The sequence below is a fragment of the Bacillus sp. GMa5/1 genome (assembly GCF_050172015.1).
Classification (GTDB): Bacteria; Bacillota; Bacilli; order Bacillales; family Bacillaceae_G; genus Bacillus_A; species Bacillus_A cereus.
The window spans coordinates 1-15,532 of the sequence record NZ_JBNLYC010000107.1; the positions used below are offsets into that span (position 1 = coordinate 1).

A 15,532-nucleotide genomic window follows, 5' to 3' on the forward strand; every position below is an offset into this window, starting at 1 on the left:
ACTTGGTCGCTCATTTGCGACTTCCTTATGTTAACATTTTCATCTTTCAATGTCAACTAAGTTTTTCATTTCGTTTGTCGCTTGCGATGTTATTGTCATCGGCGACTTGTTCTATATTACACCTCTAAGCTCTAATCGTCAATATGTTTTTATAAAAAATATAAAAAGGCTTATTTCTTTTAAAATAAGCCTTTTTATCACATATCATTCTATTCATTTATTATTTTTCTATAATTGGTAACGAAACGATAAATTGAATAATACCATCCCTATATTCCGCTCGAATACTACCACCTTGTAACTCAACAATACTTTTCGCAATCGCTAAACCGAGTCCCGACCCTTCCGTTACTCTACTTCGAGATTGATCCTTCTTATAGAAACGTTCAAACAAATTCGCTAACTCTTCTCTCGTAAACTCTTCACTATGATTCGCAATTACAATTTGTATATCCCTACGCTGCCTTTGAAGAGAAACTTTTATATCTGCATCATCTTTACTATACTTAATCGCATTCATTAGTAAATTATCAAATACACGAACCATCTTTTCCGAATCAATCGATGCATAAGCACGTTCCTCAGGAAACTTCTTAACAAACGTAAGTCCATGTTCTTCCGCCTGCGGTACTAACTCTTCTATTAATTGCTCGAGTAGCTCATTCATACAAACTTCCTGTTTTTCTAATACAACTTGTTCATTTGTTAACTTCGTATACTCAAATAAATCTTCTATTAAATTTTTTAACTGCTCCGACTTTGCAAAAGCAATTCTCGTATACTCATCGTGTTGTTCTTTATTTTCATATTTAGAATCTCGAAGTAATCGTAAGTAGCCCATAATAGAAGTCAGCGGTGTGCGTAAATCGTGAGATACATTCGTAATAAGCTCATTCTTTTGCTTCTCTAATTTACGTTCCTTTTCTATATTATTCATAAGCTCTTCTGCCATATTATTAATATTCTCAGTTAAAGCTGCAATCTCATCTTCACCTTTTTTCTCAATGCGGTACGCTAAGTTGCCTCTTTCTATTTCCTTTACACCTTGTGCCATTGCTTCAATCTGCTTCATCTTTCTCTTTGTTATATAGAAGAAAGAGAAAATGAATACAAGAACACCAATTAAAAACGGGAATGGCCCTTCTTTCGTATCATACATTACCTCTCCCTCTGGAATTCCGCTAACAAACATGTACAAATTCTTTCCTTCAATAGTAATAGGTGAAAAAGATATAAACTCTTTTCTTGTACTTTCAAATACATTTCTACCATCTGTATAATTAATCGCAAATGATGCTGCATTACGAATCGTATTATGCAAATCGATTTGCTCTTCTTGCGCTTGCTTTGTTTTATATAAAACTTTACCACTTTCATCAGTAACCAATATCTTTAAAGCTCTAGACCCTTGCTCTAAATTTTGGTTCTCCATTTCGATCATATTTGATATAGCTTCTAATTTATTTTCATGAACCGAACTATTTGCCGCTCCTTGAGCTTGGTGATTAATTTGTTCCATACCAGCCCGATAATCGATAGTTGCTTGACGATTCGCATTCTCAAAAAATGGCGCAGCTCCCTTCGCTGACAAAACTCCTAATAACGCACAAGCAGCAAAAGTAGTAATCAATTGAATCCTTATACTCTTTCGTACGCTCTTTACTAATTTCTCAATTAATTCTCTTATTTTCCTTATATAAGTAAACGGATTAAATATCTTTTTCAATCTTATACCCCACTCCCCATACTGTTTTTATATATCTAGGTTTCCTTGGATTCTCCTCAATCTTTTCACGCACTTTCCGAATGTGCACCATTACAGTATTATCAGACTGGAAAGATCGTTCGTTCCACACCCTTTCATAAATTTGCTCCGCACTAAACACCATACCTGGATTTCTAGCTAGCAATTCTAAAATTGAAAATTCCCTCGGAGTTAGTTTCACTTCTTCTCCCTCTACAACAACTTTATGGGTCGAGATGTTGATTTTCATCTCCCCAATTTCTAACTCGTCCTCATTTTGGACAGCGAAACCATTCATTTTCATATAACGGCGTAACTGAGATTTAATTCGTGCAATTAACTCTAATGGATTAAAGGGCTTCGTTACGTAATCATCTGCCCCTGTTGTTAATCCTAAAATCTTATCCATATCTTGCGTTTTGGCAGAAAGCATAATAATAGGCATTTCTTTCGCTTCCCTTACCTTCATACACATATGAATACCATCCACTTTCGGCATCATAATATCTAATACGACTAGATGTATTTCATTTTCTTCCAATAGACGTAATCCTTCTTCTCCGTCTCCTGCTTGTAATACTTTATATCCTTCATTCTTTAAATAGATTGTAATTAAATTCCGAATTTCTTTTTCATCATCTACGACAAGTATTGTTTCGTGTGCCACAATATCTCCCCCATCACTTTTTTAATCCCTAACTTCTATTATAGGAAAACTTCTGAAGAAAAACGCTCGGAAATCCTTAAGATTTTCTGAAGACGCAAAAAGGTCTAGACTCCCCTTAAGTCTAGACCTTTAAAAAACCCCTTTTATTTACGAACGTAGATGAAATATAGCACGAATAAAACTCCCATAACATACATAATCGGATGAACCTCTTTACGACGACCACTCACAACCATTGTAATTGGATAGAAGATAAATCCAATGGCAATCCCAGTTGCGATACTATACGTAAGTGGCATAGAGATAATTGTAAAGAATGCTGGTACTGCAATCTCGAATTTCTTCCAATCAATTTCCCCTAAGGAAGAAACCATCAAGATTCCTACAATAATTAAAGCCGGTGCCGTTACAGCTGGCGTTACAACACTTAATAATGGCGAAAAGAATAGTGCCAGTAAGAAGAATCCTGCTGTTACAACTGCTGTAAATCCAGAACGTCCTCCCGCTGCTACCCCTGCAGACGATTCAATGTAAGACGTTGTTGTTGATGTACCCAAGATCGCACCAATTACAGTTGCAATCGCATCTGCAAATAACGCTTTTCCTGCACGTGGTAATTTATTGTTCTTCATTAATCCTGCTTGATTCGCAACCGCTACAAGCGTACCTGCTGTATCAAAGAAATCTATAAAGAAGAACGTTATAATAACAATCCCCATTTGAACTGTGAAAATATCGCCGAAGTGCGTTAACGCCACACCGAACGTTGGTTCTAGACTCGGTATTGCTCCCACTACAGCTTTCGGAGTATCAATTAATCCTGTTGCAACTCCTAAGATCGCTGTAAGAATCATACCGTAGAATACTGCACCATTAACTTTCTTAATCATGAAGATGATCGTAGTAACAACCCCGAAGATTGCTAGTAACGTTGTGCCCTTTGTTAAGTCCCCCAACCCAACAAGAACCGCATCGTTTTTCACGATAATTCCGGCATTTTGGAATCCAAGGAAAGCAATGAATAATCCAATACCTGCTGCTACTGCAAACTTTAACTCCGATGGAATTGCATTAATGATTTTTTCACGAATACCTGAAGCAGTAAGAATAATAAAGATAATACCTGACATTAATGTTCCGGCAATGGCCGTTTGCCACGGAATACCCATCGTTAAGACTGCTGTATAAGCAAAGAACGCGTTAATCCCCATACCTGGCGCTAAAGCAATTGGATACTTCGCGAAAATACCCATAATTAACGAACCGATCGCTGCCGCTAATGCCGTAGCAACGAATACTGCACCTGGATCCATCCCTGTACCTGCTGGTAACCCTTTAACATTTCCAAGCGACAGCGTAGCAGGATTGACAAATAGTACGTAAGCCATAGATAGAAATGTCGTTAACCCTGCTATGAACTCAGTCTTATAATTCGTACCGAGCTCATCAAACTGAAAATAGCGTTTCATCCTATGTTTCCCCCGTTATATGATTACTCGCCGTATTTCACCCTAGCCCTCTTTTATCCCGAGAAATAAAAAAGGCTTCCATTGCATATATACATGGAAGCGTTCTATAAACAAAGACAAGTTTCCCCTCATCTTTATACAAACGCCTCGTAGTCAAGCCATTTACGGTAGCTAGGTAGAAACTTTCGGGCCATATCCCCGATATTATACGACGGCTATAATATTCACTTTTCGTTTGAATTACATAATCATATTAACTCGACGAAGTAGTTTTGTCAATTTAAAAACGAACATTTTCATAAACTTTTATAGTTTCGTTCGTATTAATGCCAAAATAAAAAAGATCCATCTATGCATAAGCAATAGATGGACCTTTTTATAAATACTATTCCCACTCAATAGTTGCTGGTGGCTTACTCGTTACATCATACACGATACGGTTAACGTGTTTTACTTCGTTTACGATACGTACAGAGATTTTCTCTAATACGTCCCAAGGGATACGTGCCCAGTCAGCTGTCATACCGTCGATAGATGTTACTGCACGGATACCTACTGTGTAATCGTAAGTACGCTCGTCACCCATAACACCTACGCTACGCATACCAGGAAGTGCAGTGAAGTATTGCCAGATTTCACGGTCTAAGCCCGCTTTAATAATTTCTTCACGTAAAATCGCATCAGATTCACGAACGATTTCTAATTTCTCTTCTGTAATTTCACCTAATACACGAATACCAAGACCCGGTCCTGGGAATGGTTGACGCCATACGATTTCATCAGGAATTCCTAGTTCAGATCCTAATACACGTACTTCGTCTTTAAATAACGTGTTTAAAGGCTCAATTAATTTGAACTGCATGTCTTCTGGAAGTCCACCAACGTTGTGGTGAGATTTAATTGTTTGTGCAGTTGCTGTACCACTTTCAACGATGTCTGTGTAAAGTGTACCTTGTGCTAAAAAGTCCATACCTTGTAATTTAGACGCTTCATCATCAAATACGTAAATGAATTCGTTACCGATGATTTTACGTTTTTGTTCTGGATCTTCTACACCTTTTAACTTGTTCATGAAGCGTTCTTTTGCATCCACTTTAATAACGTTCATGTGGAAGCCTTCGCTAAATGTTTTCATAACGCCTTCTGCTTCGCCTTTACGCAGTAAGCCGTGGTCAACGAAAATACAAGTTAATTGATCGCCGATTGCTTTATGAATTAATACTGCTACAACAGAAGAGTCTACACCGCCACTAAGTGCGCATAGTACTTTTTTGTCTCCAACAGTTTCACGAATTTTTTCTAATTCTACTTCGATAAAGTTCTCCATGTTCCATCCTTCAGAACAACCACATACGCCGAATACGAAGTTTTTAATTAAATCGTTACCGTGCTCAGAGTGACGTACTTCTGGGTGGAATTGTACACCGTATAAGTTTTTCGCTTCATTGCTCATACCAGCAATTGGGCAAGACTCACTTGTTGCGTCTACTACGAATCCTTCAGGTAAACCAGTTACTAAGTCACCATGGCTCATCCATACAACTTGCTCTTCTGGAAGGTTCGCATATAATTTTGATTCGTTCTCTACTTTAAGAACAGCCTTTCCGTACTCACGGTGATTTGCACGCTCTACTTTACCACCGAAGTGTTGCGTCATAAGCTGCATACCGTAACAAATACCGAAGATTGGTAAACCTAGTTCAAAGATTTTTTCATCACAATGTAATGCACCTTCACCGTATACGCTATTTGGTCCACCAGAGAAAATAATCCCTTTTGGATTCATTGCTTTAATTTCTTCTGCAGTAATTGTATGTGGATGAAGTTCACTGTATACACCGAACTCACGAATTCGACGTGCTATTAACTGATTGTATTGACTTCCAAAATCTAAAACGATAATTGTATCGTGTTGTTTCTTCAAAATAATCACCCCAACGTTAGTTCTCGTATATAAATATTTTCACCAATTTGGCGAAAAGCATTACCAATATAATAAAAAAAGCCAGTCCTCCGCCTCTAGTCTCATAACAAAGAAAAGGCAGGGGTCTGGCTTTATAAAGAAAGATAGTCTCCGCTCTTTATAAATATAAGACACACTGCCTTCATAGTCAGGTTGTTTGCGGTAACCCGGTAGAGACTCTCAAACCATATCATTGAGGATATATGAAGGATCGTTTTATATTATCTTCCTAGATTCTAACAATGAAATATCAATATGGTCAAGAGAGAAAGCGACAAAATTCTACAGAAATTCATTTCCTTTTCTAAAAAACATAAAAAAACATCCATTTCTATATAGAAATGGATGTTTTTTAGGGCAAACGGAATTACATCATTCCGCCCATACCGCCCATGCCCATGCCGCCCATGTCAGGCATTGCTGGTGCATTTGGTTCTGGCTTGTCAGCTACTACAGCTTCAGTTGTTAAGAACATAGCTGCAACAGATGCTGCGTTTTGAAGTGCAGAACGAGTTACTTTAGCTGGATCTACGATACCAGACTCAAGCATGTTAACCCATTCGCCAGTAGCTGCGTTGAAACCAACGCCTACTTTTTCGCCTTTTAGACGCTCTACAACTACAGATCCTTCTAGACCAGCGTTGATTGCGATTTGACGAACTGGCTCTTCTAGTGCGCGAAGTACGATGTTGATACCTGTTGCTTCGTCGCCTTCAGCTACGATAGAAGCTACTTTTGTGTATACGTTCATAAGTGAAGTACCACCACCTGCAACGATACCTTCTTCTACTGCTGCACGAGTTGAGTTAAGTGCATCTTCAATACGAAGTTTGCGTTCTTTCAACTCAGTTTCAGTTGCTGCACCTACTTTAATTACCGCTACGCCACCTGCAAGTTTTGCAAGACGCTCTTGTAATTTTTCACGATCGAATTCAGAAGTTGTTTCTTCTAATTGCGCACGGATTTGACCGATGCGAGCTTCGATTTGTTCTGTGCTTCCTACACCTTCAACTACAGTTGTGTTTTCTTTTGTAACAACAACTTTACCAGCGCGTCCTAAAGATTCAACTGTAGCAGATTTTAAGTCACGACCTAATTCTTCAGTGATTACTTCGCCACCTGTTAAGATCGCGATATCTTCTAGCATTGCTTTACGACGGTCACCAAATCCAGGAGCTTTAACAGCTACTACATTGAATGTACCACGAAGTTTGTTCACTACTAATGTAGCTAACGCTTCGCCTTCTACATCTTCAGCAATGATAAGAAGTGGTTTACCTTGTTGTACCACTTGCTCTAATACTGGTAAGATTTCTTGAATGTTAGAAATCTTTTTGTCAGTGATTAAGATGTATGGGTTATCAAGAACTGCTTCCATTTTGTCAGAATCAGTAATCATGTAAGGAGATGCATATCCACGATCAAATTGCATACCTTCTACTACGTCTAATTCTGTTGTGAAGCCTTTAGATTCTTCTAAAGTAATAACGCCGTCGTTACCAACGCGCTCCATTGCTTCAGCGATTAATTGACCTACTTCTTCGTCAGCAGCAGAAATAGCAGCTACTTGTGCGATAGAAGATTTACCTTCGATTGGTTTAGAAATCGTTTTTAATTCTTCAATTGCAGCAGTAACAGCTTTTTCGATACCTTTACGAAGACCCATTGGGTTCGCACCAGCTGTTACGTTTTTAAGACCTTCACGAATCATAGCTTGCGCTAATACAGTTGCAGTTGTTGTTCCGTCACCAGCTACGTCATTTGTTTTGCTGGCAACTTCTGCTACTAGTTTCGCACCCATGTTTTCGAATGCATCTTCTAATTCGATTTCTTTTGCGATTGTTACACCGTCATTTGTAATAAGTGGTGAACCGAATTTTTTCTCAAGAACAACGTTACGACCTTTTGGTCCAAGCGTTACTTTTACTGCATTTGCAAGAGTGTCGACACCGCGAAGCATCGAACGACGTGCTTCTTCACTAAATTTAATATCTTTTGCCATAATAATTGACCCCCTTGGATTTTTTAAGATTTATATAATTAACCGATAACTGCTAAAATGTCACTTTCACGTAAAATCAAGTAGTCTGTACCTTCATATTTCACTTCAGTACCTGCATATTTTGAGAAGATGATAAGATCACCTGCTGCTACCTCTAAAGCAACACGCTCACCATTCTCAAGCACTCGACCAGTACCTACTGCAACAACTTTACCCTCTTGTGGTTTTTCTTTTGCAGTATCTGGTAATACGATACCACTTGCTGTTTTTTCTTCTGCTTGAACAAGCTCAATTACAACGCGATCACCTAATGGCTTTAGCATGAACAATAACCTCCTCATTTTGTTATGTAAATTTCTTTTATTAGCACTCAAGTCATCCGAGTGCTAACACACTTATAATAATAAATAATCTCAATTTCTTTTGCAAGTAAAAAAATCATAATTTTTTCGCAAATCACTATATAGAATACTGCCTTTACTATATGAATCGTTGTTTCCACTGCTCGTATGTTACAATATGAAAGGACACCCTAAGTTGTTTTCGCTACACACACAACTTTCTCCTGTCTTCTATTATAATTTCAAATAAGGATTTACGAAAAAAACATAATTCAAGTGAGGTTTATATCGTAGGTAGCATATTTACATGTTATCCTAACTTATCTCATACACTATAGTTAGAAAGGATGGTTAAACCATTTGAAGAAACAATACTGGTGGATTATCGTTACATACATTTTAATGCAGTTATCTGGCGTTGTTGGATTGCCACTTCTCCTAAAAACAGGACTCTATGATAATAGAGGATTTACCATTGAGGAAAAAGGACAAATCATAACGGGACACTGGGCAATTATTAGCTTCTTTGTTGCATTATGTATCGTACTTTGGTTACTTAGAACAGATATTCGTGACAGGCATTTAGATCCAAAGCGCTCTTCTGCTCCAGCTACTATTGGATGGATTTTCATCGGGTTCTTCTTAGCTTTCTTTTCACAAATAGTTGCCGGTATGATCGAGATGCAGCTGCTAGGAATTAAACAAGGTTCAGAAAATACAATGAAACTGATGGAGATTGCAAGAACGACCCCTTGGTTCCTTATTGTTGTATCTATAATTGGACCTATCTTAGAAGAAATCGTATTTAGAAAAATTTTATTTGGTGCACTTTATAAGAAGTTTAACTTCTTTATCGCAGCTATCATTAGTTCGCTTGTATTCGCAGCAATTCATTTTGATTTTACTCATTTATTGGTATACACTGCTATGGGGCTCGTATTCGCCTTCTTATATGTGAAGACGAAACGGATTATCGTTCCGATTGCAGCTCATGTTGCGATGAATACATTGGTCGCTATTGGGCAAATTTTTATGAGCAATGAACAAATTCAAGAAATGATTAAAGAAGCTGAAAAAATGCAAGGCTTTATCGGAGGATTTTTTGTATGAGAAACTCACCATTGTTCATGGCTGCACTATACTTCCTTCTTGGATGTATCTTTACACGCTTCGCCATTACGAACGTGACAGATACAATCTGGAATATGTGGACAATACTATTTGCAGTTATGGCAACAATTGATTTTAATTTGGCACTTCGCCTTATATTAATTAAATTCACAAAGAAGAAACAATAATAAAACGCAGAGGTCGCTTCCTCTGCGTTTTATTGTGGATAGTTTTTCAAAAAGTAAACTAATGTTTGTAACTCTACAGCTAAGTCAATATGATGAATTCTAATATTCTCTGATACGTTTAATCGCGCTGGTGTGAAATTCAAAATACCGTGCACGCTCGTTTCAGCTAATCTATCTGCTACAGCTTGTGCTACTGTAGCCGGTACTGTTAATATTGCCACTTGTATATCATTTGATAATCTCTCTTCTAATTCATCTAAATGATATACAGGAATGCCCCCGATTTCTGTTCCAACTTTCTCTTCACTAACATCAAATGCCATTTCAATTTTTGTATTATTGTTTTTCGTGAAATTATAATGTAAGAAAGCGGTCCCTAAATTACCTACTCCAATAAGTGCTACACGTGTTATATCATCTTGATCAAGTGTTTCGCGGAAAAATGATAATAAATAATTTACGTTATATCCATATCCCTTTTTCCCTAACGCTCCAAAATACGAAAAATCTCTTCGTATTGTTGCGGAATCTACTTTTACTGCCTCACTCAATTCGGCCGATGAAACACGCTGCTTACCAGAAAGAGATAAGTTTTGGATAAATCGATAGTATAGAGGCAATCTTTTAGCAGTGGCTTGTGGAATCTTTTGCTGATCCATATGACCTCTCCTCTCTTCCTATCTTTATTCATATACTTTAATCAAATACAGAAGTTTAGCACTCATTAAATTCCTTGTATAATAAAGAGAAGAAGTATTCTCTCTTTATTTTAAACTATACACTATTTTTAGTATGATTGAGAAATATAAACATGGCAAAGTTAAGAAATTATTTGAGGTGAAAACATTGATTTTATTACAAGTAAACGCGCTTTCGAAATTATACGGTGCAGAAACGATTCTTGCAAACATAAAATTGGAAGTACAAACAAAAGATCGTATCGCATTAGTTGGAAGGAATGGAGCAGGCAAATCTACATTATTAAAAATTATCGCTGGTGAATTATCTCATGATGGTGGCGAAATTATAAAACCGAAAGATGTCTCAATCGGATATTTAGCTCAAAATACTGGACTAGAAACGTCTTTAACAATTTGGGATGAAATGCTAACCGTCTTTACCCACTTACAGCAAATGGAGACAAAACTTCGAAGACTTGAGCAAGAAATGGGAAAAGAAGAAAACTTTTCAAACGAAGCTACATATGAAAGATTGTTAGCTGATTATGACCAATTGCAACTCAATTATAAAGATCAAGGTGGATATCAATATGAAGCGGATATTCGCTCCATTTTAAGCGGCCTTGGCTTCCCAGTTGAAACGCACCAGACGACGATCTCTACTTTAAGCGGCGGGCAAAAAACAAGATTAGCTCTCGGGAAATTATTATTAACAAAACCAGACTTACTTATTTTGGATGAGCCTACAAACCATTTAGACATCGAAACATTAACGTGGCTTGAGCAATATTTACAAGGTTATCCTGGCGCAATATTAATCGTTTCACATGACCGTTATTTCTTAGACAAACTCGTTACACAAGTATATGAAATTTCAAATAAAGAAAGCAGACGATTTGTTGGTAACTACAGTAAATATTTAGACTTAAAATCAGCATTATATGAGCAAGAAATGAAACGTTACGAAAAACAACAAGATGAAATCGCAAAACTTGAGGACTTCGTTCAAAAGAATATAGCTCGCGCTTCTACAACGAAACGTGCTCAAAGTCGTCGTAAACAACTAGACAGAATGGAATTATTAACGAGACCATTAGGGGATTCTAAGTCAGCATCATTCCACTTCGATATTGAAAAGCAAAGTGGAAATGATGTTTTACAAGTAAATGATGCAACCATTGGCTATGATGAGAACCCTATAATTGAACATGTAACTATGCGCTTAACTCGCGGAGATAGTGTTGCTTTAGTTGGTCCAAACGGAATTGGGAAATCCACATTGTTAAAGTCTATTGTGAATAAGTTACCACTATTAAATGGTGATGTTTCTTTCGGATCAAATGTATCTGTTGGTTATTATGATCAAGAACAAGCAAACTTAACATCTTCTAAACGGGTTTTAAATGAACTATGGGATGAATATCCACTGCAACCTGAAAAAGAAATCCGTACTATACTCGGGAATTTTTTATTCACAGGAGATGATGTACTGAAACCAGTATCTTCCCTTAGTGGTGGACAAAAAGCTCGATTAGCTCTTGCAAAACTTATGATGCAAAAGTCAAATTTATTAATTCTAGATGAGCCTACGAACCACCTTGATTTAAATAGTAAAGAAATTTTGGAGAATGCTTTAATTGATTATCCAGGGACTCTTCTATTCGTCTCACATGACCGCTACTTTATTAACCGTGTAACAACGACTGTGGTTGAGTTATCAACAGAAGGTGCACAGGAATATTTAGGGGATTACGATTACTACGTTGAAAAGAAAAATGAAATGATTGAACGTGCAGAACTTGAACAGCAAGAAAGTGACATTCCTGTTCAAAAGGTGGTTGCACAAGAGAAATTAAATTATTTAGAAGAAAAAGAGCGTAAAAAACTAGAGCGTCAACGCACTAGAAAAATTGAAGAGCTAGAACAAAGTATATTGGAATTAGAAGAAGAAATTGCTACGTTAGAAGATCAACTTTGCTTACCAGAAATATATGCAGATTATGAAAAAGCTAGTGAAATTACAACTAAAAAGCAAACGCTACAAGAACAACTTGAAACTTGCATGGCAGAATGGGAAGAGCTGCATGTATAAGCATATTTAAATAAGGAAGATGTCTCATAAGTCAGGATTTTTGACTATGCGACATCTTTTTTTCTTTTAATACAGAAACAATTTTTTGAGTATATCAATCGTAACTTAGAATATACCAACGATTTTTCAAATATATCTATTGTAACCCTATATATATTAACAATTCGACACGAAATATCGATTTAACGACAAAGATTGACAATATTAGCATCTTCTATAATAGGGGGATGTTTCAAAATGTTTTTCGGGGATATCTTCTTACTTTTTATTTCCCGAAAAAGAACAAATTCAAAGGTCTGACATCATCCTATTTATCCACAAGTTTATACACATATCCACCTTTATAAAATAAACTTTAAAATAACTTTTCCACATTATCCACAATCAACAAAAAAGTTATCAACATTTTATATACACAATAAAACCCACATTATCAACAGACAATATGGGTTTTATCCACAACCTGTGGTTAATTATGTGCATAACTATGCTTCAATATCTAATCCTGGATTTGCATTTAAGGCTAATGTTGCACGCTTACCTTGTTCATAAGCAATTGTCCCTGCCGCTGCAATCATCGCTGCATTATCTGTGCATAAAGATAGCGGCGGAATAATTAATTCAATGTTTTCTTTTTGTGCAAATTCCTCTTCTAATCGCGCACGAAGTCCTTTATTAGCAGCTACTCCACCAGCAAGAAGTAATTGCTTTACATTATAAGCTTCTGCTGCACGAGCTGCTTTCGTTACAAGTACATCTATTACACTTTCTTGGAAACTTGCCGCTAAATCTTCTGGCGCAATTTCTATACCGCGTTGTTTTGCGTTATGCACAGTGTTGATAACTGCTGATTTCAATCCACTAAAGCTAAAATCATATGAATCCGGTTCTAGCCATGCACGAGGCAAATCAATTGTCGGTTCTCCTTCATGTGCAAGGCGATCAATATGAGGACCACCTGGATATGGCATAGATAACGTACGAGCTACTTTATCATATGCTTCTCCAGCTGCATCGTCTCGTGTTTCACCAATTACTTCGAATGAACCATGTTCTTTCATATAAACAAGTTCTGTATGCCCACCAGATACAACAAGTGATAATAACGGGAATTGAACTTCTTTTACTAAACGGTTCGCATAAATATGACCAGCAATATGATGAACACCGACTAACGGAATATCATGTGCAAACGCTACTGCCTTCGCTGCATTTACTCCAATTAGAAGTGCTCCTACTAAACCGGGACCTTCTGTTACAGCAATTGCATCAATATCATCAAATGTGATGTTTGCTTCCTTTAAAGCTTCTTCTAACACAACTGTAATTTCTTCTACATGATGACGGGATGCAATCTCTGGTACAACGCCGCCAAAACGTTTATGACTTTCAATTTGTGATGCAACGACATTCGCAATAATTTCCGTTCCATTTTTAACAACTGCTACTGCTGTTTCATCACAACTTGTTTCAATACCAAGTATAATCGTATTTTTTTCCATTATATATTCACCCACATTACGAGACCATCTTCCTGATTGTCTGCATAGTATCGTTTACGAATCCCACCATTTTGAAATCCGTATTTTCTGTATAACTGCTTTGCTACTTCATTTGATACACGTACTTCAAGTGTCATTGTTTTTACCCCTAGTTCTTTCGCTTCAGAAATAACTGCTTTCAATAGGGCATCTCCTAACTTTTGACCTCGGTATTCTGGCAAAATAGCTATATTTGTTATATGTGATTCATCAATAACTATCCACAATCCACAATACCCGACTACACGACCATCTTTTTCTAACACAATATAATGTGCATGTTCATTCATCGTTAATTCACGGTGAAAGGCATCTGCAGTCCAAGGAGTTGAAAAAGACGCTTCTTCAATAGCTACAATTTGAGCAATATCATCAAGCTCCATCTTTCTAAATATCATATCCATCTTCTGCAAGCTCCTACTTGTTTTGACTTTCTAACCACTTTGTTTCAGCTTCAGCTAAACGAAGATAGCTTGGAACAAACGTATGCACATCTTGTTCTTCTTTTTGTAATCCTAAGAATGCTAGCTCGCTTGGTCTTGGGTTATTTTTAGTAAATGGAGCGAATACAGCTTGATCACCTAAATGTTCTATAATTGTTTCTTTATGCAATTTAACATCGTTACCGATAAATAAAACAGGCTGTCCTTTATCTTTTAACATTTGCAACCAGTCTACAATAAGAATAATTCGGTCTTCTTCTATTGAAGTTAACTGCTCTCCTTCATATGTATATAACCCAGTATAAATTTGCCCACGTCTTCCATCAAATAAAGGACAAATTAACCCGTTAAAGTTAGCACCGTTTGCAGCTACTACCTCTAAACTTGATACACCTACAATTGGTATTTGAAGTGACCAAGCTAATGTTTTCGCCGCTGTCACGCCTATGCGAACACCTGTATAGGATCCAGGTCCAGCAGCTACAACGATTTTAGTTAATTCCTTCGGTTTTACGCCACACTCTTTTAACAGTTTCTCTACAGCTGGCATAAGACGTACAGAATGGTTTTTTGTTAAATTTGTAATGATTTCCCCAATTACGTTTCCTTCCTCAATAAGGGATACACCCATTACGTAATTTGAAGTATCAATTGCTAGTACTTTCATCTTGTAATAGCTCCTCACATAATCTAATATAGCGATCTCCAATTGGCTCGAGTATAATTTTTCTTGTGTCATCTCCAGCATGGAATAAACTAATTTGTAACTTTTCATTTGGTAAATATGCCTCTATTAAATGAGCCCATTCTACTACCGTAATTCCTTCACCGTAGAAATATTCATCAAAGCCTAAGTCCTCTTCACTTTCTGCTAAGCGATACACGTCCATATGATATAGCGGTAATCTTCCTTTATATTCTTTGATGATATTAAAGGTAGGACTATTTACAACTCTTTTCACTCCAAGACCTTTTGCTAGTCCCTTTGTAAAAGTCGTCTTACCAGCTCCAAGATCTCCTTCTAAAATAATTACGTCTTGTGCCTCTACGAGCTTACCTAGTTTTTCTGATAACCTTTGTGTTTCCTCAGAAGATTTTGTTGTTACTTCATATTTACTCACAGACTTCACCCACTTTACTCACAATGTTCTCTGCTCTTTATTATACAGGTTTTGAATATATAAAAAAGTCCTTAGGAGTTGTCCTAAGGATAGTTTGACTGTCTTTATTAGTTTTTTGTTAAAACAAATAAAAAAATACGAAACAACTTGTTTCGTTCTTTTCTTTATATG

Annotated in this window: 14 protein-coding genes and 2 riboswitches; of the genes, 3 read left to right on the forward strand and 11 right to left on the reverse strand. The window is 36.9% G+C overall.

The window, feature by feature from the left end; translation table 11 throughout:
* Positions 1–220 precede the first annotated feature (220 nt).
* The 6 genes from ampS to groES form a co-directional block, all read right to left on the reverse strand.
* A complete protein-coding gene (gene ampS, locus ACQGSG_RS20360) occupies positions 221–1,726 on the reverse strand; it encodes an aminopeptidase AmpS (RefSeq protein WP_000719210.1) in 1,506 nt (501 codons plus the stop codon).
* A complete protein-coding gene (locus ACQGSG_RS20365; protein WP_325842280.1) occupies positions 1,710–2,411 on the reverse strand; it encodes a response regulator transcription factor in 702 nt (233 codons plus the stop codon). Before ACQGSG_RS20365 ends, ampS begins: the two co-directional genes overlap by 17 nt.
* Before the next feature lie 143 nt (positions 2,412–2,554).
* Entirely contained in the window at positions 2,555–3,880 is a 1,326-nt protein-coding gene (locus ACQGSG_RS20370; protein WP_000833096.1) for an NCS2 family permease, read from the reverse strand.
* Positions 3,881–4,010: 130 nt separating this feature from the next.
* Positions 4,011–4,112: riboswitch (purine riboswitch) on the reverse strand.
* A 153-nt stretch (positions 4,113–4,265) separates the two neighbouring features.
* The gene (guaA, locus tag ACQGSG_RS20375; protein WP_000743906.1) at positions 4,266–5,804 is read right to left on the reverse strand and encodes a glutamine-hydrolyzing GMP synthase; all 1,539 of its coding nucleotides are present in this window, start codon (positions 5,802–5,804) and stop codon (positions 4,266–4,268) included.
* Positions 5,805–5,968: 164 nt separating this feature from the next.
* Positions 5,969–6,070, reverse strand: a riboswitch (purine riboswitch).
* A gap of 140 nt (positions 6,071–6,210) precedes the next feature.
* Positions 6,211–7,845, reverse strand: coding sequence for a chaperonin GroEL (gene groL / locus ACQGSG_RS20380; RefSeq protein ID WP_001029993.1), 1,635 nt, complete (start codon positions 7,843–7,845; stop codon positions 6,211–6,213).
* Positions 7,846–7,883: 38 nt separating this feature from the next.
* A complete protein-coding gene (groES, locus tag ACQGSG_RS20385; RefSeq protein WP_000917311.1) occupies positions 7,884–8,168 on the reverse strand; it encodes a co-chaperone GroES in 285 nt (94 codons plus the stop codon).
* A gap of 378 nt (positions 8,169–8,546) precedes the next feature.
* Between groES and ACQGSG_RS20390 the strand changes: the two genes are divergently transcribed.
* Complete coding sequence (locus ACQGSG_RS20390; protein ID WP_000745326.1) at positions 8,547–9,296, forward strand: CPBP family intramembrane glutamic endopeptidase; 750 nt, start codon at positions 8,547–8,549, stop codon at positions 9,294–9,296.
* Positions 9,293–9,484: a YdiK family protein gene (locus ACQGSG_RS20395; protein ID WP_001246200.1), complete on the forward strand. Its 192-nt coding sequence runs from the start codon at positions 9,293–9,295 to the stop codon at positions 9,482–9,484. The genes ACQGSG_RS20390 and ACQGSG_RS20395 overlap by 4 nt, the downstream gene beginning before the upstream one ends.
* 29 nt (positions 9,485–9,513) lie before the next feature.
* On the opposite strand, the gene ACQGSG_RS20400 is transcribed toward ACQGSG_RS20395, so the two are convergent.
* Complete coding sequence (locus tag ACQGSG_RS20400) at positions 9,514–10,143, reverse strand: redox-sensing transcriptional repressor Rex (RefSeq protein WP_000372699.1); 630 nt, start codon at positions 10,141–10,143, stop codon at positions 9,514–9,516.
* Positions 10,144–10,330: 187 nt separating this feature from the next.
* Here ACQGSG_RS20400 and ACQGSG_RS20405 point away from each other — a divergent pair, with 187 nt between their 5' ends.
* Positions 10,331–12,256, forward strand: coding sequence for an ABC-F family ATP-binding cassette domain-containing protein (locus tag ACQGSG_RS20405; RefSeq protein ID WP_000602145.1), 1,926 nt, complete (start codon positions 10,331–10,333; stop codon positions 12,254–12,256).
* Between the two features lie 485 nt (positions 12,257–12,741).
* On the opposite strand, the gene tsaD is transcribed toward ACQGSG_RS20405, so the two are convergent.
* The 4 genes from tsaD to tsaE are packed head-to-tail and all read right to left on the reverse strand — an operon-like array spanning position 12,742 to position 15,361.
* On the reverse strand, positions 12,742–13,758 hold the full coding sequence (gene tsaD / locus ACQGSG_RS20410; protein ID WP_000414585.1) for a tRNA (adenosine(37)-N6)-threonylcarbamoyltransferase complex transferase subunit TsaD: 1,017 nt from the start codon (positions 13,756–13,758) through the stop codon (positions 12,742–12,744).
* Positions 13,758–14,201, reverse strand: a complete 444-nt coding sequence (rimI, locus tag ACQGSG_RS20415; protein ID WP_000367191.1) for a ribosomal protein S18-alanine N-acetyltransferase — start codon at positions 14,199–14,201, stop codon at positions 13,758–13,760. Before rimI ends, tsaD begins: the two co-directional genes overlap by 1 nt.
* A 13-nt stretch (positions 14,202–14,214) precedes the next feature.
* The gene (gene tsaB, locus ACQGSG_RS20420; protein ID WP_000865753.1) at positions 14,215–14,907 is read right to left on the reverse strand and encodes a tRNA (adenosine(37)-N6)-threonylcarbamoyltransferase complex dimerization subunit type 1 TsaB; all 693 of its coding nucleotides are present in this window, start codon (positions 14,905–14,907) and stop codon (positions 14,215–14,217) included.
* Entirely contained in the window at positions 14,888–15,361 is a 474-nt protein-coding gene (gene tsaE / locus ACQGSG_RS20425; protein WP_000049648.1) for a tRNA (adenosine(37)-N6)-threonylcarbamoyltransferase complex ATPase subunit type 1 TsaE, read from the reverse strand. The genes tsaB and tsaE overlap by 20 nt, the downstream gene beginning before the upstream one ends.
* Between the last annotated feature and the right edge of the window lie 171 nt (positions 15,362–15,532).

Bases quoted from the DNA above. Each gene is read 5' to 3' on its own strand.
- ACQGSG_RS20395 (WP_001246200.1), top strand. From the start codon at position 9,293: ATGAGAAACTCACCATTGTTCATGGCTGCACTATACTTCCTTCTTGGA.
- ACQGSG_RS20400 (WP_000372699.1), bottom strand. From the start codon at position 10,143: ATGGATCAGCAAAAGATTCCACAAGCCACTGCTAAAAGATTGCCTCTA.
- groL (WP_001029993.1), bottom strand. From the start codon at position 7,845: ATGGCAAAAGATATTAAATTTAGTGAAGAAGCACGTCGTTCGATGCTT.
- groES (WP_000917311.1), bottom strand. From the start codon at position 8,168: ATGCTAAAGCCATTAGGTGATCGCGTTGTAATTGAGCTTGTTCAAGCA.
- rimI (WP_000367191.1), bottom strand. From the start codon at position 14,201: ATGGATATGATATTTAGAAAGATGGAGCTTGATGATATTGCTCAAATT.
- tsaB (WP_000865753.1), bottom strand. From the start codon at position 14,907: ATGAAAGTACTAGCAATTGATACTTCAAATTACGTAATGGGTGTATCC.
- ACQGSG_RS20370 (WP_000833096.1), bottom strand. From the start codon at position 3,880: ATGAAACGCTATTTTCAGTTTGATGAGCTCGGTACGAATTATAAGACT.
- tsaD (WP_000414585.1), bottom strand. From the start codon at position 13,758: ATGGAAAAAAATACGATTATACTTGGTATTGAAACAAGTTGTGATGAA.